This window comes from Collinsella aerofaciens, from assembly GCF_039836695.1.
GTDB classification, from domain to species: domain Bacteria; phylum Actinomycetota; class Coriobacteriia; order Coriobacteriales; family Coriobacteriaceae; genus Collinsella; species Collinsella aerofaciens_BD.
In genome coordinates, this window is record NZ_JBDPAC010000024.1 from 1 (window position 1) to 26879 (window position 26879).

General features: G+C 59.1%; 19 protein-coding genes. 7 read left to right on the top strand and 12 right to left on the bottom strand.

The window, feature by feature from the left end; all coding sequences use genetic code 11:
* Positions 1–162: 162 nt before the first annotated feature.
* The 3 genes from ABG996_RS09360 to ABG996_RS09370 all read right to left on the bottom strand — a co-directional run bounded on the left by ABG996_RS09360 (position 163) and on the right by ABG996_RS09370 (position 4563).
* The gene (locus ABG996_RS09360; RefSeq protein WP_117746646.1) at positions 163–1539 is read right to left on the bottom strand and encodes an MATE family efflux transporter; all 1377 of its coding nucleotides are present in this window, start codon (positions 1537–1539) and stop codon (positions 163–165) included.
* A gap of 87 nt (positions 1540–1626) precedes the next feature.
* Positions 1627–3255, bottom strand: coding sequence for an amidohydrolase (locus ABG996_RS09365; protein WP_158554608.1), 1629 nt, complete (start codon positions 3253–3255; stop codon positions 1627–1629).
* 315 nt (positions 3256–3570) lie between these two features.
* On the bottom strand, positions 3571–4563 hold the full coding sequence (locus ABG996_RS09370) for a helix-turn-helix domain-containing protein (RefSeq protein WP_217750206.1): 993 nt from the start codon (positions 4561–4563) through the stop codon (positions 3571–3573).
* Between the two features lie 128 nt (positions 4564–4691).
* Here ABG996_RS09370 and ABG996_RS09375 point away from each other — a divergent pair, with 128 nt between their 5' ends.
* Positions 4692–4883: a hypothetical protein gene (locus tag ABG996_RS09375; RefSeq protein WP_117746649.1), complete on the top strand. Its 192-nt coding sequence runs from the start codon at positions 4692–4694 to the stop codon at positions 4881–4883.
* Between the two features lie 35 nt (positions 4884–4918).
* On the opposite strand, the gene ABG996_RS09380 is transcribed toward ABG996_RS09375, so the two are convergent.
* The 4 genes from ABG996_RS09380 to ptcA form a co-directional block, all read right to left on the bottom strand.
* Positions 4919–6328, bottom strand: a complete 1410-nt coding sequence (locus tag ABG996_RS09380) for an APC family permease (protein WP_347479709.1) — start codon at positions 6326–6328, stop codon at positions 4919–4921.
* Between the two features lie 601 nt (positions 6329–6929).
* On the bottom strand, positions 6930–8135 hold the full coding sequence (locus tag ABG996_RS09385) for an agmatine deiminase family protein (RefSeq protein ID WP_347479708.1): 1206 nt from the start codon (positions 8133–8135) through the stop codon (positions 6930–6932).
* Between the two features lie 285 nt (positions 8136–8420).
* Positions 8421–9860 carry an APC family permease gene (locus ABG996_RS09390; protein ID WP_347479707.1) on the bottom strand — a complete coding sequence of 480 codons (1440 nt, stop codon included), beginning with the start codon at positions 9858–9860 and terminating at the stop codon, positions 8421–8423.
* A 131-nt stretch (positions 9861–9991) separates the two neighbouring features.
* Positions 9992–11065, bottom strand: coding sequence for a putrescine carbamoyltransferase (ptcA, locus tag ABG996_RS09395; protein ID WP_347479706.1), 1074 nt, complete (start codon positions 11063–11065; stop codon positions 9992–9994).
* 340 nt (positions 11066–11405) lie between these two features.
* Here ptcA and ABG996_RS09400 point away from each other — a divergent pair, with 340 nt between their 5' ends.
* Positions 11406–12371 (top strand): LuxR C-terminal-related transcriptional regulator, encoded by a 966-nt coding sequence (locus ABG996_RS09400; protein ID WP_347479705.1) that lies wholly within the window; start codon positions 11406–11408, stop codon positions 12369–12371.
* A gap of 327 nt (positions 12372–12698) precedes the next feature.
* Here ABG996_RS09400 and ABG996_RS09405 read toward each other — a convergent pair whose 3' ends face one another.
* Positions 12699–14936 (bottom strand): FtsX-like permease family protein, encoded by a 2238-nt coding sequence (locus tag ABG996_RS09405; RefSeq protein WP_347479704.1) that lies wholly within the window; start codon positions 14934–14936, stop codon positions 12699–12701.
* Complete coding sequence (locus tag ABG996_RS09410) at positions 14926–15711, bottom strand: ABC transporter ATP-binding protein (RefSeq protein WP_276571281.1); 786 nt, start codon at positions 15709–15711, stop codon at positions 14926–14928. The genes ABG996_RS09405 and ABG996_RS09410 overlap by 11 nt, the downstream gene beginning before the upstream one ends.
* Positions 15712–15940: 229 nt before the next feature.
* Here ABG996_RS09410 and vsr point away from each other — a divergent pair, with 229 nt between their 5' ends.
* Positions 15941–16930: a DNA mismatch endonuclease Vsr gene (gene vsr, locus ABG996_RS09415; protein ID WP_347479703.1), complete on the top strand. Its 990-nt coding sequence runs from the start codon at positions 15941–15943 to the stop codon at positions 16928–16930.
* A gap of 702 nt (positions 16931–17632) precedes the next feature.
* Here the strand turns inward: vsr and ABG996_RS09420 are convergent.
* Positions 17633–18490, bottom strand: a complete 858-nt coding sequence (locus ABG996_RS09420) for a class II fructose-bisphosphate aldolase (protein ID WP_022095149.1) — start codon at positions 18488–18490, stop codon at positions 17633–17635.
* Positions 18491–18824: 334 nt separating this feature from the next.
* Here ABG996_RS09420 and ABG996_RS09425 point away from each other — a divergent pair, with 334 nt between their 5' ends.
* Positions 18825–19628, top strand: coding sequence for a DeoR/GlpR family DNA-binding transcription regulator (locus ABG996_RS09425; protein ID WP_347479702.1), 804 nt, complete (start codon positions 18825–18827; stop codon positions 19626–19628).
* Between the two features lie 74 nt (positions 19629–19702).
* Here ABG996_RS09425 and ABG996_RS09430 read toward each other — a convergent pair whose 3' ends face one another.
* Complete coding sequence (locus ABG996_RS09430; RefSeq protein ID WP_347479701.1) at positions 19703–20863, bottom strand: FprA family A-type flavoprotein; 1161 nt, start codon at positions 20861–20863, stop codon at positions 19703–19705.
* A 129-nt stretch (positions 20864–20992) separates the two neighbouring features.
* The gene (locus ABG996_RS09435) at positions 20993–21979 is read right to left on the bottom strand and encodes a LacI family DNA-binding transcriptional regulator (RefSeq protein ID WP_347479710.1); all 987 of its coding nucleotides are present in this window, start codon (positions 21977–21979) and stop codon (positions 20993–20995) included.
* Between the two features lie 383 nt (positions 21980–22362).
* On the opposite strand from ABG996_RS09435, the gene ABG996_RS09440 reads away from it, so the two are divergent.
* The 3 genes from ABG996_RS09440 (at position 22363) to ABG996_RS09450 (ending at position 26793) form a co-directional block, all read left to right on the top strand.
* Complete coding sequence (locus tag ABG996_RS09440; RefSeq protein ID WP_347479700.1) at positions 22363–23568, top strand: galactokinase; 1206 nt, start codon at positions 22363–22365, stop codon at positions 23566–23568.
* A complete protein-coding gene (locus tag ABG996_RS09445) occupies positions 23559–25187 on the top strand; it encodes a UDP-glucose--hexose-1-phosphate uridylyltransferase (RefSeq protein ID WP_347479699.1) in 1629 nt (542 codons plus the stop codon). Before ABG996_RS09440 ends, ABG996_RS09445 begins: the two co-directional genes overlap by 10 nt.
* Positions 25188–25491: 304 nt before the next feature.
* Positions 25492–26793, top strand: coding sequence for an ATP-binding protein (locus ABG996_RS09450; RefSeq protein ID WP_347479698.1), 1302 nt, complete (start codon positions 25492–25494; stop codon positions 26791–26793).
* Positions 26794–26879 lie beyond the last annotated feature (86 nt).

The following is a 26879-nucleotide window of genomic DNA, read 5'->3' on the forward strand; positions in this document are numbered from 1 at the left end:
CCGTTTGTCTCCACCCGCGTAGCGGGTGGTTTAAAGCTGGCCGCTGCGCGGCCAGCAGACTAAAGTCTTGAATAAAAGCCACCACAATGGGGGCTGTCCCCATTGTGGTGGCTTGCAGGCGAGTTAACTTGTTCGACTATCGTACGCCAGCCATGTCCGAGCCTAGAGCGTGGCAAGGCGCTTGGACTCGTGCGCGGCGAGCGCAATGGAGATGATGCCAGTAATGGCATCGGCCACCACCAGGGCGATCCACACGCCCTCGACACCCATCATGTTGCCGAGGAGGTACATAAGCGGCACCGAGCAGATCACATAGCGAAGCAGGCCCGTAAACGTGGCGACACCCACCTTCTCGACCGCCTGGAAATACATCGACATGGTCATGGCAAGATAGCCCAGGGCAACAGCCAGGATGACAGTACGCGTGGCGTTGGCGGCAACCTCAACGAGCGCAGGATCGCTGCCGGCAAAGAAGGCGCACACCGGGGTGGCGGCAAGCCAGAGCGCGACGGTGACCAACGCCAGCGTCACAACCTGGTACTTAAGCGTGCAGGAGAGCGTCTCCTTAAGGCGTGCCCAAGCCTTTGCGCCGGCGTTGAAGGCAGCGATGGGCTGCAGACCGTAGGAGAAGCACTGGGCAACCATCATGGTAATGTAGAGGATGTAGCCGTTGATCACGCCAAAGGCTGCGATGTAGAGCGAGCCCATGTCGCCGCCGAGCGAACCCAAAAGCGAGTTGGCAACGGTATTAAAGATAAAGGTCGCACCCTGGACCAGGAAGAACGGGAAGCCGATCTTGAAGATCTGGCCGCAGATGGCGAGGTCGAGCTTAAGGTCGGCCAGGCTAATCTGGAGCTGGGACTTTTTGCCCCCGATGAACCAGAAGATACCGATGGCCCAGATACCGATGGAAAGCCCGTAGTACACGCCGGCGCCCATAACGCCAAACTTGAGCACAAACGTGGAAAGCGCGAGCCAACAGATGGCGACGATGGCCGAAACGGTCATGAGGTTGGCCTGGATCTGAACCTTCTCGTCCACACGCATCACAGCGGTGATCATCTGGCCAATGACCGTGAGCGGCAGCAGCACGGCGAAGGTGCGCACGCCGGCAACGGTATCGGCCATGATGTCGGGCGTGGCGCCAAAGAATGTGCAGATGGGCTCGGTAAACACTGCCATCACCACAGCAAGCAGCACACTCACGATCGTGGTGAGCCAAAAGCCCTGGCTAAAAGCCTTGCTTGCGCCCTTGATGTCGCCGGCACCCAAAAGGTTGCCCACCACGGCGGGCACGCCGGTGCCAAACAGGTTGCCAAAGGCCAGGTTGATGTACTCGACCGACATAATGATCGAGACACATGCCAGGCCGTGGGCACCTAGGCCCCAACCCATCACGAGGCCCTCAAGGACCACCATGATGATCTGGGCGAGCATGCCCTGGCCGGTGACGATGGTGTACTTACGCACCAGACCGGGAATCGGTTGGGAGGCGAGCTCGCGCTCCTCCTCCACAGCAGCGGTTACTTCTTCTGCCATTGTTCTCCCCTTTCCTTGAGAGAGTAGTGCTGAATGGATGTCAGGCGGCTGACAACTGGCACCAAGCCGCCCAATCAAACGATGGCGCTATGCCTCAAAGACCACCTTGCCGGCGATCATCGTGAGGGCTGCGGTAGCCTCGAGCACCTCGGCCGGCTCGCAATCAAAGAGATTGCGGTCGAGCACGCAGATATCTGCCTGTTTGCCGCACGCGAGCGTGCCGATGCGGTCCTCGGCATGCATGGCGTAGGCGCTGCCATAGGTGTAGGCGCGCAGAGCCTCGGCCATGGTAATGCGCTCCTGGGGGAACCAGCCCTCAGGGTTGGAACCGTCCTCGAGCATGCGGAAGACCGCGCCGTACACCTCCTCCATGGGCTCCAAGCCCACAACAGGGAAGTCACTGCCCAGGTGCACCACGGCTCCGCTGGCAAGCAGGCTATGCAGGGGCCACGAAAGCGCGGCACGCTCGGGACCCACGGCTTCGTCCTTGGCAAGGTCAGCCATATCGAGCAGCATGTGCCACGGCTGCATGCCGGGGCAGACGCCGAGCTCGGCATAACGCGGCATATCCTCGGGTTGAACCGTCTCGTTGTGCTCCATGGAGTGGCGACAATCCCGCTTGCCATGCAAGCGCTCGCCCTCCTCAAAGCAATCGAGCACAAAACGCACCGAGCGATCGCCGATTGCATGGATGCGCGTGTCAACGCCCCATTCCTGCGCCCTCAGGATGGCAGCACGGATGCGCTCCGGCTCCTCCGCGGGCTCACCACAGGTGTCGGGTGCGTTGCTATAGGGTTCAAGCATCCAGGCGGTATGGTCGGAGCACACACCATCAAGGAACTGCTTAAAGCCGTGCCACTCCACCTGCGTACCCGGGAAGGCGTATTTCTCCTTGATCTGCTCGAGCGTCAAGGACTCGTTTTCGAACAGGTCGGTGTACAGGAACACGCGCAGCGGCAAGTCGCCCTTGGCATTAAGACCTGCCAACACCGCATACGGGTTTTCCATGCTCACAAACGTAGGATTGACCATGCCGACCGTAGTGATTCCCAGGGCATTGGCGCGCCGGGCGGTTTTTGCAAACGACGCGTCAACAACCTCGGGCGCTGGGTCGTAGACCTCGTCCATAAAGAAGGCGCCGGCGTTGTTGGAAAACACGCCCGTCAGATTGCCGTCGGCATCCTTAAGGATCTTGCCGCCTGCGGGATCGGGCGTCTGCGAAGTTACTCCCACCTTGTTGATGGCGCAGGTATTGGCACTAAAGGTATGCAAGTCAACCTGCTGCAGAAATACCGGGCGGTCGGAGATGTACTCATCGATCATCGCGGCCGTGGGCATCTCGGGGACATCCCACTGGAACTGGATAATCTGGCAGCCCAGAATCCACTCGTTATCGGGATGGTCGGCCGCAAACGCCACGACACGTTCCATCGCCATCTCAAAACTGGTGCAGTCGATGAGGTTGACGGCAAAATCGGGGTCGGTCATAAACGCGCCCTGGGCAAAATGCGTGTGCGAGTCGATCAGGCCGGGCATGACGAGCTGGTCGCCAAAGTCGCGCACCTCGGTATCGGGACCGATAAACGGTGCCAGGTGAGCATCGTCACCGCAGGCAACGATTTTATCGCCCCGCACGGCAACGCCGCCCTTAAACGGCTCGAGCCCATCGCCGGTAAAGACGGCGTCGCTCTTGATAACTACATCAGCCTTGTCCATGCGAGCCTCCTCAGGCATCTTTGGTTGTAACGCGGACGCACCGCCCGCGTGGGCACTCGGTTGGGAGCGTAGCGCTCCCGCATCGGCGCGTGCCTACAAGCCGTGCTCGGACGTCTGTCCCACGTCCGCGGCTTCGCGCTACACCCATTGATACACAGGGGCAAATCCGTGCCAAGGCCAGGGACCGCAAACGGTCAGTTTAAGCAGGTTTACACGCTTTACCTGCAGGTTTATTGTCTGAGATTATTACCGCTTCATTACGCCCAACGGTGTGGCCGCCCACACAGCAAGACCCGCATGCGAGGAAGAATGAGGCTAGGAACGCCAAAAGGTATCTATAAGGTCATCTCGGTTGGAGACGCCGCTTTTAACGTAGATGCGATGCAAGTGTGCCTTGACCGTGCCAGGGCTGATGACCAACTCGCTGGCGATGTTTTGGGCGTCGTTGCCCTTCAGCACCAGCGTGAGCACCTCCTGCTCGCGCCGTGACAGCTTATGGGCGTCGGCATAAATCACCACACGCGATGCGAGATCGTCCTCAGAGCTTGCGCTCTCGGCTGCCACGTCCTCATCGGCACGCGGATGACGGGCATACACACGCAGGATATGGCTAAACTGGCAAAAAAGCTGAGCCGCGCATACCACGAGCAGCACGTTTTCGGAGATATTGCGCTCGGACAGATACCACAAAAAGAGGCCGATGACGGGGTTTTGGGAGTCGGGGCGGCAGAACAAGATCATGTAGGTGTCCTCGGCGATCACGCAAAACACAAGAACGAAGGCCACCTTCCAAAAGAGCTTTGAGCGGTCGAGGTCGAGTTTCTCAACACGCGTTGCTCTGTACCGGTAATGCCAGGCGGCATAGGCAAGACATCCTACATTACCCAGGTCACGCGTGAGCCAAAAGAGATACTGCTGCACCTCTCCGGCAGCGCCGCTGCGAGGCACCAGCAGCAATTGCAAGATTGAAAACGGCACGATAGCGAGTCCGAGCATGCGCGACGTCGGTCTTTTGCGCAAGCGCGCAAACATCCATAGCACCACGCAGGCATAGATGGCAATACCAAGCACGCAGCGCAGCAAGGGGTGCTGCAGCGGCTCGCTAAAGGTAACGGCGTAGTCGTATTTGAGCCGATTGTACTCGTCAAAAAAGATGACCGACATATCGAGCATATAGAGCAAAAAACCCGCCGCGGCCACGAGGCTGTCGCGACGGCGCGTCATGAGCCAAACCACCAATGCCACGGCACTGGTCACCAGAGCCACACCCATGATAATCGTGGTGTAGATATAGAACGCGAAACTCATGCCCGCCTCCCCTGTCTAGATGCTGTGAGGATGTTGACAGATTCTTTGCCGCAAGATTAGACTCACCGATTAAACGTACTGTATCGTTTAGATAAACAAGCTGTGTCTCACCGATGAAAGGAGATGCCATGACACCGATCGCTCCGCTCAAGATGCTCGTCGCGCCCGCCGCCAAGGCCATCACCCGACTCGGTTCTTCCATGACCTACGACAATGTCCCCTGCGCCGTTGAGGCGCGTTCGGACAGCTGCCCCTACCTGGGCCACGTCCCCTACTTTGCACCCAAGCTCGCATCTGATCCCGAGCAGCGTGAGCAGTAATCCAAGATGCATCTAGCACCGCACAACTCGCGGCGCTACTGTTTTGGTGCAAAGCGACCTGTCCCCCTTGCGCCAACGCCGGGATTGTCGATGCTGCGGCCGCGGCGCGATATGAGGCGCGAAACCTCGCCCAGCAACACTCCGATCACCACGCCCACGAGGATCGGCAACTTTGCCATCTCGGTGGGTGAGCTGTTGAGCGGCACAATCGTAGCGACAATCGAAAGCACGAGCTCTGCCACGGGAATCGCAAGTGCCACCGCGAGCGCCTTGCCCTCGAAGGGCGCACGGAACACACGCGGGCGACCGTCGTATTTGCGCAGACGCCAAAACGCCGGGAACATCGGGATATAGCTCATAAGCAGGAAGACGACGTTCATCGAGAAGAAAACCCAAAAGACGTCGGAGCCCTCGCCCAACGGAATCTGGAGCAGCAGCACAAGGCTGGCAAAACAACCGTTAATGAGTGCCGAGCCGTTGGGCATGCCGGTCTTCTTGGACACCAGCGCAAAGGGACGCGGCATGTTGCCATGACGCGCGGCATAGCTCGCCACGTTGTTGACGCCAAAGCTCCAGCAGATCATGTTGGCAAACAGCGTCACCAAAAAGGCCACGCCAACAATCATCGTTAGCGGGTGGGTGCGCCCCACCATAGCGGCGACTGCGTCCACAATGCCCGAATCGAGCGAAAGCTGCTCGGTGGGAACCGCGGCTCCAATGCCGATGCCGCAGACGATGTAGATCGCCGCGATGGCAACGCCACCGGCGATAACCGCCTTGGGGATATCACGCGACGGGTTTTTCATCGTGCTGGCAAAGGTCGCGACCACTTCGAAGCCCATAAAGTTGAATAGGATGATCGATAGGTACGTCAACGAATTGGTGTCGCCCAAATCTGGAATGAAGGTCTTAAACGACATGTCGTTGGCAAAGCCGTTATTGCAGGCAAACCAGATGCCGACGATTCCTACCACAGCGGTAATGAGCACTTTGATGACGGCGCCGCCATCCATGACCCAATCAGACTCGGCAACCGGCTGCATCGCCATAACGGTGACACCCCACACAAAGGCGAGCTCGATGGTAATTCGAACCCCGAGCGAACATTCGATGCCCCATACCGCATTGATGACACTGGGAAACATGCAAGCGATGCTTGCCACCCACAGCGGAAAGTTGATCCAATAGCACCAGGAGCAGCGGGCGCCCCAGCGATCTCCCAGACCCAGGCGTACCCAGTCGTACAGGCCGCCCTCGGAATCGAACGCCGTACCCAGCTCGGCCACCACCAGGCCATAGGGAAGCAAAAACGTAATGATAAGGAAGATCCACCAGAAGAACTGCACATTGCCCATGGCAGATGCCGGAGCGGCCGCCTCGATGGTAAAGACGACGCAGATAACCGAAAGGATGACCTCGATCAGGGAGAACTTTTTACCTGCCATGGCGCACTCCCCCTACAGCAAAAAGGACGGCATCTGTACCGAAGGCGCCGCCCAAGGTAGGGCTGCAGGCCGCGTCACCGGTGCAGGTACCATCCCTAAGAGAAGAGAGGATGCAATTGTTGGACCAACGCTCGCGGAACAGGCAGGTGTAGATGACAATACGCTGGTACATAAAAACTCCGATCAAAACGGCCGCGTATACGACCGGAAACTTTCGGCAATTGAAGACGCGTCTGACCTGGGATATTCAAGCGAACAATTGGCCTAACCCGCAAAAAATCCCAGGCCAGGCGCGTATTCAATCAAAGAGGCGGGCACTCCGAAGTGAAGGCAACGGAGTGCCCAAAGAAAAGCCAGCCGACCAATCAGGTAGCCCCTGTCCGATTGATCGACTGGGTTTTCAAGGTACCCCCAGGTCGCCGCGAAAGAGGAGCGAAGCGTACTTTGGCACGCGAGCAACGGTTTGAGCGGCGAGATGGGGTGCCTCGAAGAGCCAGACGTTTACTCGGCGTGCTCAGGTGCGCCAGATTGGCGCGAACGAGGAGCGTAGCGTACTGACGCTACGTAAGCGACGAGTGAACGCCAAGGTGGCGTGTCTGAGTTAAGCGGACGGCTCCTGCTGCGTAATGCAGTGGATGTTGCCGCCGCCGAAGACAACCTGCTCGGACTGAACGCCAACACACTTGTAGACGCCCTCGCCCCAGACCTCGTCATAGATCTTCTGGAGCGTGTCAACGGCCAGCTGGTCGTTCTCGTCGCCGTACTGCGGGACGATAACACCGTGGTTGGTGACCAGGTAGTTCATGTAGGAGGCGATCAGCGGCTCGTCGGGGACGCGCGGCTCGGCGTTCTCGTCGGCGTCGATGGTGTCGCAGGAAGCCTGATCCATGAACAGCGGGTTCACGGGCATGCAGAGCTTGTAGACCTTCATCTTGCGGCCCTTGGCGTCAACGGCGTTGGAGAGGGTCTCGTAGGCAGCATGGCACTGCTCGTAGAACGGATACTCGGGATCGTCGGTCCAGATACAGGCCATGACGCCCGGGGCGATGAAGGTGGCGACATCATCGATGTGGCCGTTGGTCTCTTCAGGGTCGATGCCTTTCTTGACCCAGATGACCTTCTCGACACCCAGGTACTCCTTGAGGTGCTCGTCCATGTAGGCGCGAAGCTCCTCGCTCCAGGGCTCAAACTTCTTGTGGAACTTGGGCCAGATGGACTCGGGATCCTCTTCCTCCTCGAGCACCGCGGAGCAGGTGCGGCCGGGGGAGAGCAGGCACTGGTCGGTCACGACGAGGGTGCCCTCGCCGTCGACGGTGATGGAGCCGCCCTCGAGAATCATGTCATCGGGACGATAGCGGCGGCAGCCGGAGAGCTCGGCCATCTTGAGGGCGATCTGCTCGTCCTTGTCCCACGGGAAATAGAGGCCGTCGACGAGGCCGCCGTAGGCGTTGAAGTGCCAGTGGTTGGCGCGCTTCTCGCCCTTGCCGTTGATGACATAGGTGGCAGCGGTGTCGCGGAACCAGGCGTCGTCGGTGGTCATCTCGATAACGGTGACGTTCTCGTCGTTCTCAAAGACGGCCTTGCAGTTGGCATAGTCGACCTGATTAGCGCACATATAGACCGGGGTGAACTCGGCGATGGCGCGAGCGATGGCAGCATACTGCTTCTGGGCCGGCTTGGCGCCATGGGCCCAGGTGTCGGTGCGGTGGGGCCAGCCCATCCACACGCGATCCTGCGGAGCGAACTCGGCGGGCATGAAGAAGCCGTCGGCCTTGGGAGTGGACTCGGACTCGGTGATCGTACGCATAAGATTTCCTCCAAATCGAACGATCGCTTGCTGCGGGCGGGTTACCCGCAGCCTAAAACCAAGAGATGGTAGGCGCCCGTTCCCCGGCAAAGGTCGGGGCGCCCGGCGTCGGTTTTCACGGAGTCGCACCGGCAAGCGACAACGTAACCTGGTGCGTGGAGACAAAACGCACAAAGGATACGGAAGAGAGATTGGGGTGGGCGGTGGTTACCGGAGCAATAGCTCACACCCACCCCGGGGAATGGTTAAGTGACAAGGAGGGTTGGAGCCCCAGAACCGGGTGCTCTAGTTCTCCTCGGCCTCGGCGGCCTCCTCAGCGAGACGCTGGGCAGCCAGCTCGGGGATGAGACCCTTGTACTCGGTCTCGCGGCCCTTGGCGCTGACGACGCGAACGACCTCGCCGATAAGCACAAGCACGATGAAGATAACGATCATCGGGACCTTGTCGCCAATTTCATCGGCGGAGAACGGCACCAGCGTTGCAACGATGGCCAGGATCAGCTCGATGCAGGGGATGGCCAGCATGACCTTCATCATGGCGCCCTTAAACGGGAACGTGAAGATGCGCTCACGGTTGGGGTCGTTCTTACGAAGGTTGAGGAAGGCCGGGAACATCGGGATGTAGGTCAGCAGCAGGAAGAGGACAGAAGTGCCAAAGAGCATCCAGAAAACACCGTTGGAGATGGCGTCGATGGGAACGAGCTGCAGGCACAGCACCAGGGAGGCAACGATGGCGTTAACCAGATTGGCGCCGTTGGGCATGTCGTCCTTGGAGATCATCGAGGCGAAGACCTTGGGCATGTTGCCGTGCTCGGCGGCGTAGCGGGCGACGGAGTTGACGCCGAAGGACCAGGCGGCCATGTTGGCGAACAGGGTGATCAGGAAGGCGATGCAGATGACCTTGAAGATCATAGAGTCGCCCACCATGGTCTGGACTGCGACGATCATGCCGTAGTCGGGGTCGATGGAGTCGGCCGGCACGGCGGCGCCGATGCCGAAGCCGGCGAACAGGTAGATGACGGCGATAGCCACGCCGCCGACGATGATGGCCTTGGGAATATCGCGAGCGGGATCGGCCATGTCGTCGGTCATGGTGCAGATGACCTCGAAGCCCATGAAGTTGAAGATGATGATGGACAGGTAGCCGAGGGCGTTGGTGTTGGTGAGCTCGGGCAGGAAGGTGGCAGCGGACATGTCGTTCGCAAAACCGTTCTCCATGGCATACCAGATGCCCAAGGCGCCGACGATAACGGCAACGGCGACCTTGATGATAGCGCCTCCGTTGAGGACCCACTCGGAGTCGGCCGCCTTGGAGCGGCCCATGAGATACACGATCCACACAAAGGCAAGTTCGATACCCATCTTGGCGATTAGGTTGAACTCGACGCCAAAGACCATGCCCAGGATGTCGGGGAACATAGTGGCCAGCGAGGCGATCCACAGGGGGTAGTTGACCCAGTAGGAATACGAAATGCGGGCGCCCCACTTGTCGCCCAGGCCATCGCGTACCCAGTCGTAAATGCCGCCCTCGCCGTCATAGGTGGTGCCGAGCTCGGCGACAACCATGCCGTAAGGGAGCAGGAAGGTCAGGATTAGGAAGATCCACCAGAAGAACTGCTGGTTGCCAATGGCGGCAGCAGGTGCGGCGGCCTCGCAAACGAAGACGACGCAGATGATGGTCGAAATGACCGTCAAGAAGGAAAGCTTTTTCTTTCCGTCGCTCATGATGAGCTCCTTCGCTCAGTCTTGGACAGATCCGGGGCCTAAAGTATTAAGGCAATTGCTTGGGCCTCGGTGAGCGGGCGACAGGAGACGAGCATCCGCCGCCCGCAAACGTGCTTTTAGAAGCCTTGAGCTTAGAGCTGCTCGAGAGCCTCGAGAGCGGCGTGGAGCTCAGCCTTGGCGGAGTACTCGACACCCTCGTCGTTGAGCGGGGTGCGCTTGCCCAGGGCGGCAAGGAGAGCACGGATGGAGTGCTTGCGGTTCTCGGCCTCGACCCAGCACAGGGAGCGCTCGGGATCGTCCATGACCTCGTCGACGACCTCCTCGTTGCGGGTGGCCGGCAGGCAGTGCATGAACTTGGAGTCTGCGCCGGCGAAGTTCATCATGTCCATGGTGACCTGATACTTGGGATAGAACACGTCCATGTAGTTCTCGCCCGAAACCTCCTCGTCGTACAGGCCATACCACACGTCGGTGTAGATGAAGTCGGCGCCCTTGATGCACTCGATGTCGTCGGAGATGACGACCGAGCCGCCGGAGACCTTGCAGTTCTCCTCGGCGATGGCCATCATCTGCTTACCGAACTCGGCGCGCTCCTCGACGGTGCCGACGTGCAGGCCGCCGTCGGGGATCTGGTGGCCCTTAGGTCCAAACTGGACAAACTTCATGCCGACCTTGGAGGCGATGAACATGAGGGAGACGCAGACCTGGGTGGCGTCGCCGATGAAGGCCAGGGTGCAGTCCTCGATCTTCTTGCCCTCGGGGAGGTTCTCGAGCATGGTCATGAGGTCGCCCATCTCCTGCGTGGGATGGTTGAACTCGGACATGCCGTTGATGACGGGCACAACGGAGCCCTCGGCGAGACCGACGACGTCCTTGTGACGGTCAACGCGAGCCATCATGATGTCGAGCAGCGAGCCCATAACGCGAGCGGTGTCGCCCAAGGACTCGTGACCGCCGAGCTGGATGGTGCCAGGGCCATAGAACTGAGCATGACCGCCGAGGTCGGTCATAGCGGTCTCGAAGGAAAGACGGGTGCGGGTGGAGACCTGCTGGAAGATCATGCCAAGGCTCTTGTTGCGGAGCAGGTGCGGATAATAACCGTCAACCTTGATGGCCTTCTTCATTGCCAGGCCAAGATCCTCGATAGCTAGGATCTGCTCTTTGGTGAAGTCGTTGGTGTCGATGAAATCCTTAGGCAGTGCCATGTCGATTTCCTTTCCGCCGGTCTTGCCGACTATTACTATGAGGCGCTCGAACATCACGCCTCGTGTTGACAAGACCATCATTCACCCGTATGCAATTTTCACCTAGTTTATTCGGGATTAAAGACCGTTCACGGAGTTACATCCCCTCTAAACCAATATAAACCCGCAGGCAGCTGGCTTGTAGGGGGTTTACCGTCTGGAACCGCGAACGGTATACGGCTATGCTGTATCTCGGTGTTTAATCCGCAATGGAACGCAATGGAACGACCGGCGGAGGCATGTATACCCGGGGGGATATAGCGGGCTCCATAAGAGATCAAATGAGACAGGACGGTGACATATGGACACGCTCATGTTCTTCTATACCCTAGCGATACTCGTAATCTGTATTGTGACGGCAGTGCTTTCGCTTGCCGCCTACGCCTCGTCTCGTCGACAGTTCTTTATCTATGGCAGCGGCGTTTTTATTTGCAATGCCATCGAGATGACCGAGATCTTCTTTTTTGAATACACGTTGCAAAACCGAAGTTTTCCGGCCAATGACTATTACTCAATTACCATGCCTGTAATGCGGACCCTTGTGGCGACCGCTTCACAGGCTTTTATTTGGGCCATTGCCATGGACTTACTTGATAAGCATTCTAAGAAGTTGTTCGCCATCCCCGTTTTAACGTTTTTGCTGTGCGAGTCGCTGATTATCGTCGCTGTCCCCTCCGGCCCCATGCATCAGTGGCTCTACTACACGATGCGTCAGGTATTCCTTGTCTTTATGGGACTGTATATCTTTTGGACGGCTCATAAGAGTACAAAGGTTGAGCTGAAGACACGCGTTAACAACCAACGAAAACACCTGATTATCGGCGCTATTCTGGTCGGTTGCATCGTTGCCGAGGATTTCTACAACATCCTTGTCGTCCCCATGAGTCTGGCGCCCTCTTGGCTGCAGCTATATCTGTCCGAGCGCAACTTTAGCGAAAACGTCTTTGCGTGCTACTTTGCGATTCTGCTGATCATCTACTCCTACCACGTGCTTTCAATCCGCATGCAGGAGGCGCCCGAGGAAAAGAACGTCAGCGATCTTGATCGGTACATAGAAGAGCAGATGCCCTTCTATCGCAACGCTTACAAGCTCTCCAACCGTGAGACCGAAGTTATGCGTCTGGTCGTACTGGGCAAATCGAACCAAGAGATCGCTGACGAGCTATTCCTTGCCGTGGGCACCGTCAAAACCCACATCCACAACATCCTGGTCAAAACCGAGCAGCAAAACCGCACCACGCTGATCCTCCACTTCTGGAAGCGTTAACCTGCCAAAAAGGGACAGGTTAATTTTGGTAGGTTTTATCTGGGTAAACGCCAACCGCCGCAAGGGAGCTGCTTTCCCTCGTGGCGGTCTTCAAGCAGAAAAAACCAAGTGAGTAGGCTTTTTGCAGGAGGCCAAGCACGCCCCAAAACGCCACAGCTCTGACCTGCGGCTTTATCGATCATTTGTCGCGATGTACTCGGCCAGTTCAAAAAAGTCTACTCACTTGCATCCGAGACACACCAGATAGGCAAAAACCGCCGCGAAAGGGCCTCTGGTCCCTTCGCGGCGGTCATACGCCTCTGGTTTTGCGACGGTTTTGCCCGCTTGTTACTCGCTGTGGCAGGTGGCGATGGCGGCTCGCACCATGCCGGTGCTCATGAGGTAGGTCACCAGGAAGTAGCCGCCGTAGGATGCCAAGAAGATCGCACAGGTGAGGCCCACCGTGCCACCGATGCTCATGTGGCCGAACGTGCTCACCAGGTCGATAATCACCTTGAGCGCCACAAAGGAGTGCGCCAAGCCCACCGCCAACGGGAACAGGAAGAACACCGCTTGCTGTGCCATCACCGAATGGCGGATCTGGCGGTCGTCGCAGCCGATCTGCGCCAGCACACGATAGCTGCGGCTGCCGTCGGCCACATTGGAGAGCTGCTGGATCGACAGAATCGCCGCGCATGCAACGACCAATACAAAGCCGATGTAGATGGCTAGGTAGCTAATAAGACCGTTCATTTGCGCTGCTTGCACGTACATCTCGGAGCGTGTGATGAAGAGTCCCCACGACCCCGGCTCCTTGCCGTCAACGAGCAGATTGTCGAGCGCAGTGTATTTAATGCTCTCGTCTGCCTCGGTCGTATCCATCCCCTGTTTGTAGTTAACGAGCAGGCTGCTGGAATACGGTTGCAGATTAAGTTGGGACAACAGCTCGTCGGCAACGACGACGGTACCCGGATTACTGCCCATCGCCGAGTTGGCGATGGCCGCCGTATCTTCGTCCGACTTATCGGTTGCGGGCTTGAGCGTATGCCCGCCCAAGGTAAGGGCATGGCCGCCAGCCATATACTTGGTGTACATGTCGACCAGCTCGCCGCCCAGATCACACGTGAGCAAGTACTGGTCGCGACCAATGCTCACCGGCTCCTTGCCCATCATCTGACGCAATTTGTTGTACTGACTTGCCGGCGTCACAGACAGGCCTGTCGTGTCGGCGTTGCTACCCTCGAGCTCCTTGGGGAGCTTTTCGCCCATGGTCTTGCACATCTCACCTGGAGTCACCGAAGGATCCGAGCCGCCAAGCGGATAACTCAGATACGAATCGATCTGCACATGCTCACCGGCAACATCGGCGATATTGACCTTCTTGCCGGTCTCGACGCTGTTGTCCGCCGACTTACCATAAATACTCTCCGTATCATTGTCCGGATCGGCAAGCTCACCATGCCACGCAGAGTACAAGTCGACCGTTGCGTCGGCCGGCACCATACGATCGGCCTCAGACGGGTCAGCATACTCTTTGTAACGGTCGAGATCATCGGGCGTGTAGTAGATATACGTCTGCGACATATCAGCCGGGTTATAGCGCTCCAGATTCTCGTTCATCACGTTGGCGATCGACATGCCGCACGTCACCGAGGTGATGGCCAAAAACAGGATCATCGCGATGACGCCCATCGAAAAGCACACCGTGTTGACCTTGGCCGCAAGCTGGCGCACGGTAAACATGTTGAGACCGCGCCAATACACACCGCGCAGGCTCTGCAGCAGCTTGATGAGCATGCCCGAGAGTCCCCAGAACAGGGCAAAGGTGCCCACGGTAACCATAGCGGTCGTGATGCCAAACTGGTTCATGGCCTCTTGCAGCTTGCTGTCCGTCGCGGTGACCGGGAACCCATCACGTAGCAGACGGTAATAGGCCACGCCCACCAGCACCACGCCCACGGCAAAGATGGCAATCGCGATCCAGGGGTTGCGTGTCTTGATGCTCTCGTTGCGACGCTCGGCACCCATAAGCTCGATGAGTTTGGTGCGACGCACGGCGAGAAGGTTCAGCAGCAACGTGAGCACAAACATTACGAGCATGCAGGCAAGGGTCAGGTTGAACGCATGCACCGAGAAGAAGAAGTGGAAATTGGCGATCTGTGTCTTAAAGAGCGAGGCCGTAAAGAATACCATGAGCTGAGAGAGCCCCACGCCCAGCACGATGCCGGCGACAAAGGCGCCGACCGAAACGATCACGGTCTCGAGCGCCATGATCGTGGCGACGCGCCCGCGCCCCATGCCGAGTACCTGGTACAGGCCAAACTCCTTTTTGCGGCGTTTCATGATGAAGTTATTGGCATACACCATCAAAAAGGCCATGACGCCGGCCAAAAAGTACGTGAGGTAGCCGAGCATGGTACCCATGACCTCGGACAAGCCCGCTTCCTCGATGCCGGCGATGTCGACCTGCATCGAGACGGTGTTAAAGGCATAGAAGACCGTGACGCCCAGGGTGAGCGTCAAAAGGTAAACGAGGTAGTCGCGGCCGGCGCGGCGGACGTTGCCCCAAGCGAGTTTACAGAGCATCGGAGCCCTCACCGCCCATCATGGCAACGACCTCCATAATGCGGTCGAAGAACTCTCGGCGGTCGGTGTCGCCGCGGCGCAGCTCGGTGAAGATCTTGCCGTCACGAATAAACAGCACACGGCTCGTGTAGCTGGCGGCAAAACTGTCGTGCGTAACCATGAGCACGGTGGCGCGCAGACGGCGGTTGAGGGCTTCTAGGCTCTCGAGCAGCAGGCGAGCGCTCTTGGAATCGAGGGCGCCGGTGGGCTCGTCGGCCATGATCATGGTGGGGTCGGTGACAAGCGCGCGACAGGCGGCAACGCGCTGCTGCTGGCCGCCGGACATCTGGTAGGGATATTTGTCGAGCACCTGGCTCACGGACAGACGCGCGGCCACGTCCTGCACGCGGGTCGAGATCTCTGCCGAATTTGTGCGGGCGATGGTGAGCGGCAGGGCGATGTTCTCGCGTGCCGTGAGCGTATCGAGCAGGTTGGAGTCCTGGAAGATAAAGCCGAGCTCCTCGCGGCGGAACTGCGAAAGCTTAGCCTGCTTCATGCGTGTTACGTCCTGCCCATTGATGCGAATCGTGCCGCTCGTGGCGCTATCGATGGTCGACACGCAGTTGAGCAACGTCGACTTGCCCGAGCCCGAGGCGCCCATGATGCCAACAAATTCGCCGCGGTTGACAGTAAAGCTGACGTCGTTGAGCGCGCGGGTCACATTGCCCAGCGCCCCATATACCTTTTCGAGATGCGCGACCTCCAGTACCGGGGTCGCCATGTGCGTGGTTTGCATACCGAGTCCTTTCTTGCGATTAGTCTACGGCATCTATAGTCGCAAGAAGACGAGTCAGCTACCATCGATATGGCTTACGCTTGCCTTACCGTTGTGTAAGGTAGGGGTAGCTAATTTGGGACGGGGCTATTTTGACTACCTTGGCGATGATTCGCTTGAAAGGTAGTCAAAATAGCCCCGTCCCAAATTAGCTACCCCGTCGATTGTCGTTGTTGAGAGAGGACTCCTGTTGAAGACTGTTCATGTTGCTGCTGGGATCATTCGCAAGGAAGGATCCGACGAGCTACTGGCCGTGCAGCGCGGCTACGGCGACATGCAGGGACTTTGGGAGTTCCCAGGCGGCAAGCTCATGCGCGGCGAAACACCCGAAGACGCCGTGCGCCGCGAGCTTATGGAAGAGCTACAGGTAAAAGTCACCAACCTGCGCGATTTCTACACCGTTGAATATGACTACCCCGATTTTCATCTCTCGATGGAGTGCTACTACTGCTCACTCGCCGATGAATCCGATGAGCCCCAGAAGCACGACCGCCAGCTCGATATCCGCTGGATTCCGCGTACCTCGCTTGCCACGGTGGAATGGATGCCCGCCGACAAGGGGCTCATTGATGCCCTGATTGAGCTGAAGGAAGATCGGCTCGAGACCAACAGCGCTGCCAAAGATGCCAAGGCCGCCACGACCGTCAAGCCCGCTCCCAAGCCCAAGCGCGCACCTAAGCGCCGCAGCAAAAAGCGTCCCAAGCCCGGTCTACTCGACGGCATCGATACCTCGGACCTTTCCGCCGACGAGCGCGAACTGGTGCGCCGTCGCGCCGCCATCAAAAAGTCCATGAAGGGCAACAAGCGCGCCAACACCAAGCCCGAGCTGCTCGTTCGCCAGCGCCTGCGCGCCGCGGGCCTTACGGGCTATCGCTTGGAATGGAAGGTTCCCGGCAAACCCGATATCGCCTTCCCCGGACGCAAGATCGCCATCTTCGTCAACGGTTGCTTTTGGCATCGCTGCCCCAAGTGCAATCCGAGCCAGCCCAAGCGCAATGTTGAGTTTTGGGAAGCAAAATTCCGTCGCAACGTCGAGCGCGATCGCGCCGCGGTGGCAGCGCTCACTCAAATGGGCTGGACACCCATAACCATCTGGGAATGCGAACTCAAAAAAGACCGCATCGACGCCACCATGGAAAAGGTCATCGAGCAGGTGCGCGCCGCAAAGCCGCAGCGCTAGGAACGAGCCATCCACACGCCCCACACAGGCGAGCCACATCCGCGCCACAAACCTTAGAAAGCCCTTAAGCCCAAAACCTTTCAAAAGTGTTATTCGATACCTCTGACCTGCAGTTTCATCGTAACACCAAACCAGGTTAAGCCTTTCTTTAGCGCTTCTTTGCAGAAGCCGCGGCATAATACTGCCAACGCACGGGACCTAGCAGCACACCCCGTGCGCAACCTTTTGGTGGACATCGAGGAGGCCGCATAAGCATGCATTCTTCCAATGACGCAACACAGCAGCCATCCCTAAAACATGCAAACCTTTTCTCCTTCCCCCCGACACAGAGAAACGGCCTCCTCGACTCCCCCACCTCGCAGCCAAAACGCTCAACCGACCAGAGCCACAACTTGCGAGCATCGTTCGAAAAGCTCCAAGCATCCCTAAACAAGTCATTCCCCAACCAAGCCCGGGCATACTAGCCCCTCATCAACAAAGCAGCCCTCACGCACCACCCCTTTCCGCCCTAACGCCACAAGGGCGATCGAGCAGGGCCGTCCGGAAACGGAAAAGGGCCCATCTCTCAGAACATTCCGCAGGACGGAGGAAGCCCCGCAGCGCGTAGCGCGCAGCGGGGCTTCCGACATGTCCGAGGACGTTCTGAGAGATGGGCCCTTTTCCGTTTCCGGACGGCCCGGTGGGATCAGAGTACCCTTGCTGTTACTCTGCTTTGCCCACAGAGTTAAGGTTGGTCATGCGGATCTTAACCAGCTCGGTGATCTCACGCATGCCCTCCTTGGCCGGCTTCTTGGGATCGAAGCAGGCGGGGTTCTCGGCCATGTAGGCCATGAAGCCCTTGGTGTAGGCCTGACGCAGCTCGGTAGCGTAGTTAACCTTGCAGATGCCGTTCTTCACGGCCTCGGCAACCTGCTCATCGGGCACACCGGAGGTACCGTGCAGAACCAGCGGCACGTCGACGGCGTCGCGGATGGCCTTGACCACGGACTGCTCGATGTGCGGATCGCTCGTGTACACACCGTGGCTGGTGCCAACGCCAATAGCGAGGGAGGTGCAGCCAGTGCGCTCGACGAACTCCTTGGCCTCGGCCGGATCGGTGTAGGGGCTCTCGCCCTCAACCGCGGGACCGTCGTCCTCCTTGCCGCCAACCTTACCGAGCTCGGCCTCGACGGGCACACCCATGGCGCGGCCAGCATCGGCGACGGACTTGGTCAGGGCGATGTTGTCCTCGAAGGACTCGTGCGAACCGTCGATCATGACAGAGGTGTAGCCAGTGCGGAAAGCCTGCATGCAGCGGTCATAGCCATCGCCGTGATCGAGGTGCAGGGCGACGGGCACGGAAGCGCGCTCGGCGGCAGCCTTGACCATGCCGTAGAAGTAGTCCAGACCAGCGGTCTTGATGGTGCCCGGGGTGGTCTGCATGATGACGGGGGACTTGGTCTCCTCGGCGGCGGCCAGAACGGCCATAACAAACTCGAGGTTCTCGACGTTGAACGCGCCGACGGCGTAGTGGCCGGCCTGAGCGTCCTTGAGCATCTTTTCGGTGGTAACAAGTGCCATGAGCGTTTGCTCCTCTCCCTCGCCCGCATCTGGACATCGGGCGTAGTTGTTCACAAGGCGTTTTACCTTGCGTTTTGCTGCGCTCATTGTATGAAATTCAGCGGCTTTACACGTGTGAGATATTGAGCCCATGCAGGTCAATACCGTCGTTTTTGAAAAGTAAACGGAAGGAATTTGAGCCGAGCGGACATGTTCGATATTGAATTATGGGCATTCAGCGTCTTTCTTTTATAGAAAAGATAAGTAATCGAAAGGTGTTTTCTTATCCAAAAAGAAAATGAACGAAAATAGAGTCAACACAATTCCTGCAAATTTGGCCGTGAATGGAGCAGCTATGGCCCATGCAACAACCCGAGCCTTCGCCGATGAGCGTCGTGCCGCCATCATGGAAATGCTCGAGCATAATGCCTCGGTGCAGGTAGCAGAAATCGCCCAGACCTTTGGCGTGTCCTCCGTTACCGCCCGCGCCGACCTGGACGCGCTCGCCGAAGCAGGCAAGCTGCGCCGCACGCATGGTGGCGCCGTATCGCTCCACAAGCGTCTGACTGTTTCCACGCAGGATCGCCGCATCAATGTCAACGTTGCCGCCAAGCAGGCCATCGCGCAAAGCGCCATCGAGCTCGTCAATGACGGCGACACGCTGCTCGTCGACTCGGGCACCACGGCGCTCGAGTTCGTCCGGCTCCTCGATCAGCGCAACGGCATCACCGTTATCACGGCCGACATTACCATCGCCGATTATATCGACGAGAGCATGCCCTCGGTCGATGTCGTCATGCTGGGCGGGGCGCTGCGCAAAGGCCATCGTTATCTGTACGGTCCACTTACCATGCAGGCGCTCCAAATGGTCCATGCCGATCTGGCCGTCATGTGCCCTGGCGCTTTTGTTCCCGGCTGCGGCTTTACGACCGACTTTCCGCAGATGGCCGAGACCAAAACGGCTATGATCGCCGCAGCCCATCAAAGCGTCGCCCTCATGGACGCCAGTAAGGTCAACGGACGCGGCATGTACCGTTTTGCCGAGCTGACCGATGTCGACGCCATCGTGATGGACCGAGACCCCGAAGGCGCCGTCGCCACCTCAATCGCCGAGGCCACCGACAGCGCACGTCCAGCCCTCATCATCGCCGGCGCTTAAACAAAAACCACCACAAAGGTGCCTGTCCCCTTTGTGGTGGTTGTGATGGCTGAGCGTCAAAAGTGAACGTGTCGCTACTTGGACAGCTCGTCGGCGAGGGCCTCGATCTGAGCGCGCGAGGCGTCGTTGAGCGAGCCCAGCACGGTCACCTTGTTCTGCGTCAGGGTGATGTCCTTCATGCCCTCGAGCTCCTTGGTCATAACCTTGGCAGCTGCAGGCGCCCAAGAGCCGGCCTCGACGAGCGCCACCGTACGGTTCTGGTAGGCGTGCTCAGCGAGCGTATGGATGAAGGTGCTCATGCACGGGAAGATCTCGCCCTGATAGGTGATGGAGGCGAGCACCAGACGGTCGTAGCGGAACGCATCCTCAACGGCCTCGGCCATGTCGTCGCGAGCCAAGTCAAAGACGGAGACCTTCTGGCCGCGAGCCTCGAGCGCAGATGCGAGCTCCTCGACGGCAGCCTTCAGATGGCCATACACGCTCGCATAGGCGATCGTGATGCCCTCGTCCTCGGGCTGATAGCTCGACCAGGTGTTATAGGTGTCGAGGTAGTAGCCCAGGTTCTCGGTCAGCACGGGGCCGTGGAGCGGGCAGATGATCTGGATGTCCAGGTCGGCGGCCTTCTTGAGGACGGCCTGCACGAACTTGCCGAACTTACCGACGATGCCAAAGTAGTAGCGGCGAGCCTCGCAAGCCCACCCTTCCGGATCCTCGATGTCGTTGGCGCCAAACTTGCCAAAGCCGTCGGCACTAAAGAGCACCTTGTCGGTGGACTCGTAGGAGAAGATCACCTCAGGCCAGTGAACGTTGGGGGCGCCGATAAAGGTCAGGCTGTGGCCACCCAGGTCGAGTACGTCGCCCTCTTTGACGACCATCTTGCGCTCGGGGTAGTCGGTGCCAAAGTAGTTGACCATCATGCGGAAAGCACCCATGCTGGCCACGATCTGCGCCTGGGGATAGCGCTCCATAAAGGCAGCGATACCGGCGGAGTGATCGGGCTCCATGTGATGAACGACCAGGTAGTCGGGCGTACGGCCATCGAGCACGGCCTCGAGGTTGCCGAGCCACTCGTCGACAAAGCCAGCGTCGACCGAATCGGCGACAGCGATTTTATCGCCCAAGATAACATAGCTGTTGTATGCCATGCCGTTCTCGGACACGTCGTACTGGCCCTCGAACAGGTCAATGTCGTGATCGTCGACACCGATGTAGCGGATATCCTTGGTGATCTCCATCAGGCAAAGCCTCCTAGATAGACAAAAGAACCCGTCTATCATAACACTCGCCTTCATAGCCACGGCTATCCGTCAGCATCCTTACCGATTGTAATTGAGGCGGAATATACTGCCGTTTACCTGCAAAAACTATGCGCGCAGTATCGCCGTGCTATGTCGAATAATGAGCTGACCGGGAATACGAATGGCAACGGTTTTACCCGCCGTACCCGCCTCGGGAACCGCATGCTCAAACACCTCGCGTCCGCGCTGATGTAGATCGAATCGCACGGTCGTGAGCTCGTTGTGTGCCACAAAATCATCGAGCGAATCGTCGACGCCCACCACGCTCACGTCCTCGGGCACACGCAGGCCGCTATCGCGCAGCGCCGCAATTGCGCCGTTTGCCATCTGGTCGTTTGCCGCGTAAATCGCCGTCATGGTGCGATCGTGCTCGGCCAGGTACCTGCCGGCCTCGTAACCGCTGTTGGCAGACCAGTCACCCTCGAGCGGCTCCGCCGGCTCGATGTGTTTACGCTCGAGCGCATCCCGCCAACCGGCGCGACGAAATTGCTCGTCGACCGAGAACGACGGGCCGCCAATATAGCGAATCTGCTCGTGTCCTAGCTCAAACAGGTGATCCATAAGCAACAGCGAGCAGCCGTAATGGTCGGAATCGACCGTGGTCACCCGCGGGTGCGCATACATGGTAACGATGACCGTGCCAATGCCCGGCAGTGGATCAAACGTCTCAAAATCGGGCGCCATGCGGCTCATGCCGATGATGATGCCGTCCACCGGCAATGCGGCCATACGACGCGTGGCCTCGGCAAGCGAGAATTCCTCGGTCTTGGACATCTCGACCAGCGTGATGGCGCAATTATGCTCGCGAGCAGCGCTGGCGATGCCGTCGATCATTGAGAGGTTGCCAAACTTGGTAACATCGTTGACGCACAGGCCGACCGAATGGTAACGGCCGTCACGCAGCGAGCGACCGGCATAACTCGGACGAAAGCCGAGCTCTTGCATAGCGGCCTGCACGCGCTGGCGCGTCTGCTCGTTAACGTTGGGCAAGCCGTTGGCGACGCGCGAAACCGTCTGCTGCGAAACGCCAGCAGCGCGGGCGACGTCGGCCATGGAGACCGGACGCGTACCTGTATCGTTGGACGGGCGCCTTGCCACAGGATCACCTTCACCCTTGCGAGATCTGAATAGCGTGCATGCCGGCCCAGGCAGAGATACACCCCGCGCCGAGGCCCGCTATCGTCGGACGCATGTTAACGTACTCTACTTTTTCGACCTGCATCTCTTCTGCTTTATAAGTCCATACGGCGCTACCGTTCACGGCCGAATATCGACCGATTACCAGATTCTCAAAAAGTGACAAGCGTTGTGTTATGAGTACGTTAACATAGCCCGTAACATGCGATATCGTGAACACCTGGTTCATGCCGCTTCAAGTTGTTAACGTACTCATAACGACGCAAAACTCACCCGTGCGCGCCAAGGAAAGGACTCCCATGACCACTCCCGACGAAAAGACATTCGCCACGCTCACCAAGCTGTTTGAGGAGGAGTTTGGCCCCATCGGCGACCGCCAGGTGCTCTACGTGCACGCGCCCGGGCGTTCCGAGATCAGCGGCAACCACACCGACCACGAGGGCGGCCACGTCATCGCCGGCTCGCTCGATGTCGCCGTCGACGGTATCGCCGTGGCAACCGACACCAACAAGGTCCGCGTTGCCGATGAGGGCTACCCCACCTTTGAGATCACGCTCGATACGCTAGATGTTCAGGAGTCCGAGAAGGGCACGTCCGCAAGCCTCGTGCGCGGTATGGCCCACGAGGTCGCAGCGCTTGGCGTTGAGCCCCAGGGCTTCGACTTCGCCTTCACCTGCTCCGTCCCCTCGGGCGGTGGCCTTTCCAGCTCTGCCGCCGTCGAGGCCGCGTACGGCCGTGCCATGGAGACGCTCTGGGGCGCGCCCGCCATTGAGCCCGTCGCGCTCGCTCAGATGAGCCAGCGCACCGAGAACAACTACTACGGCAAGCCCTGCGGCCTGATGGACCAGGCCGCCGTATGTCTGGGCGGCCTCGCCTACATGGACTTTGAGGACCAGGCTCAGCCTAAAACCCAGAAGCTCGAGCTCAACTTTGAGGATCACGGTTATGCGCTCGTGCTCGTTAAGGTCGGCGCCGACCACGTGGCCGCCACCGACGACTACGCCGCCGTTCCGCGCGAGATGCAGGACGTCGCTGCCGAGTTTGGCAAGACACGCCTGTGCGAGGTAAACGTGGTGGACTTTGACGCCAAGCTCCCCGAGCTGCGCGCCAAGCTGGGCGACCGCGCCTGTCTGCGCGCCGTTCACTACTGGTACGAAAACGGCCTGGTCGATAAGCGCTGGGCGGCCCTGAACGCCGGCGACATCGATCAGTTCCTGGTCCTGACGCGCGAGTCCGGCGCCAGCTCTGCCATGTACCTGCAGAATGTCGTTGCCAAGCTGGGCTCCGAGCAGCCTTCCATGTATGCCCTGGCGCTGGCCGAGCATGTGCTCGACGGCCGTGGCGCCGTTCGTATTCACGGCGGCGGCTTCGGCGGTACCATCCAGGCCTTCGTGCCGCTCGACCTGGTCGACACCTTCATCGCCAAGATGAACGGCTGGCTGGGCGAGGGCTCTGCCCGTCACTACGCCATCTCTGACAAGGGGGCTTACGCGGCATGGCTGTAATGACTGACGTGCGCGAGGCCGCGCAGAACCTGATCGAGTACGCTATCCACCGATCGATGATCGGCCAGGACGATCGCATCTGGGCATACAACACCATTTTGGAGTGCATCGGCGCCACGGGCCCCGCACTCGACATGACTTGGGCACTCCAAGTTGAGAAACTCTCGCTCTTGCACCCCGATACCCTGCCCGACTTTGACCTTGAAGGCACGCTCGCCGCGCTTGCCGAGGCCGCCGTTGCCAACGGCGCCGCCGAGGACACGGCATCGGGCCGCGACCGCATCGCCATGCGCATCATGGGCGCGCTCATGCCGAGGCCTTCTGTTGTAAACGAGGAGTTCAACGGCCGCATGGGCGTCAACGAGCCCCGCGCCGCGACCGACTGGTTCTACGGTCTGTGCTGCGACGCCGGCTACGTGCGCCGCGCCGCCATCGCGCGCAACATCAAATGGAGTACCCCCACCAACTGGGGCGACCTGGAGATCACCATCAACCTGTCCAAGCCCGAAAAGGATCCGCGCGATATCGCCGCGGCAGGTGCCGCCAAGAACACGGGCGAGAAGTATCCCGCCTGCCAACTCTGCATCGAAAACGAGGGCTACCCTGGACGCTCCGCCGCAGCCGACGGTGGCGCTCACCCCGCCCGCCAGAATCTGCGTGTTATCCCCATCCAGCTCGACGGCGAGCGCTGGGGCTTCCAGTACAGCCCGTACGCATACTTTAACGAGCACTGCATTGCTATGAGCTCCGAGCATCGTCCGATGCACGTGGACCGCAAGGGGCTGACCTGCCTGCTCGATTTTGTGGACCTGTTCCCGCACTACTTCATTGGGTCCAACGCCGACCTGCCCATCGTGGGCGGCTCGATTCTGTCGCACGATCACTTCCAGGGCGGCGCGCACGAGTTCCCCATGATGCATGCCGCCGAGGTCTCGCAGTTTAGCGTGCCCGGCTTTGACCAGGTCAGTGGTACCGTGTTGCAGTGGCCGCTCTCGGTGCTGCGACTGCGCTCGCACGACCGCGCCCAGCTGCTCGACGCCGCCGAGAAGATTATCCTTGCCTGGCGCGAGTGGACCGATGAGTCCGTGGGCGTTATCGCGCACACAGCCGACGGCGTGGCGCACAACACTGTGACGCCCGTCATCCGCCGCGTCGACTCCCGCGGCAACGCCGGCGGCGAGATTTACGAGGCCTACCTGGCGCTTCGCTGCAACATCACGACCGACGAGCATCCGCTGGGCGTATTCCACCCGCATGCCGAGTACCACCATATTAAGAAGGAGAACATCGGCCTGATCGAGGTCATGGGCCTGGCCATTTTGCCGCCGCGCCTGGTTCCCGAGCTCGGCGCTGTCCGCGAGCACTTGCTGGCGGCCAAGGCCGATGCCAGCTACGATCTTGCCAGCGCGCTCGAGGGCGATGACCTTTGTCGCAGCCACGCCGCATGGGCCGAGGACGTCTTTGCCCGCCGCGCCGACGAGCTTACGGCGGATAACGCCATCGACATCCTTCACGAGGAGGTCGGCGTGGTGTTTGGCCACGTGCTCGACAACGCCGGCGTCTTTAAGTGGGACGAGGCGGGACGCGCCGCCCAGCAGCGCTTTATCGATTCGCTGTAATAATCCCCTGGGGACGGAGGAAAACGGATCATTTCGTCTTCAAGGCAGCGGCGCCCGCCGGCAACATCGCCGGCGGGCGCCGTTTTCTGATGCAAGGGTAACTAATTTACACCAAAGCAAGGAGTGTCCCAAACTGCCGGCAGAAAAGAAACGTCCCCAGGTGCCGACCTAAACCCCCACATTATTCGATGGAAAAACGTGGTTGCCTCCCACATTATTCGATGAAAAAACGTGGTTTACTCCCACATTTTTCGATGGAAAGACCAAGACGGTCTTATACTAACCATGATCGTTAGGAGGCAGTATGCAGCGACAGCTAATGGACGAACTCATCGCTTGGAAATCTAGGGCGAACCGCAAGCCCCTCCTGCTTAAGGGGGCCCGCCAGACGGGAAAAACCTGGCTTCTCAACGAATTCGCAGGCCAGCAGTATCAAAACGTCATCCGTTTTGACTTTATGCTCGAACCGGGCGTACGTTCGCTGTTCGACGGAAGCCTTGACCCCAAACGCATCATCTCCCAGATAGAGCTCCTGCGCGGCCAGACCATAACGCCGACAGACACACTCATCATCTTCGACGAAATCCAAGAGGCACCGCGTGGCATCACCTCGCTCAAATACTTCAACGAGCTGGCGCCGGAATACCATATCGTGGCAGCCGGCTCCTATATGGGGCTCGCGCTCCGACGCGAAAACGAGTCGTTCCCCGTCGGCAAGATTGACCAGCTTACCATGCGCCCCATGGGGTTTGTCGAGTTCGTTCGTGCCGTCGATGGCGATCCGCTCGCAGATGCCATCCTTGCCGCAGACATGGACCTGCTGGCAAACGTTTCCGAAAAGCTCGAGCGCCTGCTCAAGGAATACCTCGTTGTCGGTGGCATGCCAGAAGTTGTCTCCGCTTTCGCCGCCTCCCACGATTTCATCGAGGCCCGCAGGCTTCAGCAGCAAATCATCGAAGCTTACGAATCCGATTTTGGCAAGCATGCGCCAGCCCGCATCGTCGAGCGCATGAGGCTGGTTTGGAAATCCCTTCCCGGCCAGCTCGCAAAGGAAAACAAGAAGTTCGTCTACGGTGCGCTCCGTCCCGGGGCGCGCGCACGCGATTTTGAGGAAAGCCTCCAGTGGCTCATGGACTATGGAATCGTTCATAAGGTACCACGTGTTTCCGCCCTAAGAGCACCGCTCACAAGCTACGAGGATCTCTCGGGCTTCAAGCTGTTCTGCATCGACACCGGCATCCTCGGAGCACTCTCTGGCCTCTCGCCAGCCATTGTTCTGAACGGGCCCGCTGTTTTTACGGAGTTCAAAGGCTCGCTGACCGAGCAATACGTCGCACAGGAGCTTTTGCTCCAAGGCAAAACTCCCGCGTATTGGTCATCCTCCTCCGGCAATGCAGAGACTGACTTTGCCATCGACCATGCGGGGACCGTGCTTCCGCTCGAGGTCAAGGCGGCAGAGAACCTCAAAGCAAAGAGCCTGAGAATTGCCTGCGAGAAGTTCAAGCTCGAGCGCTGCGTGAGAACATCGTTAGCGGCATATAGAGACGAGGGCACGCTCGTCAACATTCCGCTCTGGGAGATTGGGCAAATCGACAAGCTGGCATAGGCGCTGTGGAGGGGGGTGTTCCTATAGTTTTGTCAACTGGGCAATGCCGTTTTCGAGATTGAATCGCGACATGCTAACGCCAGGCC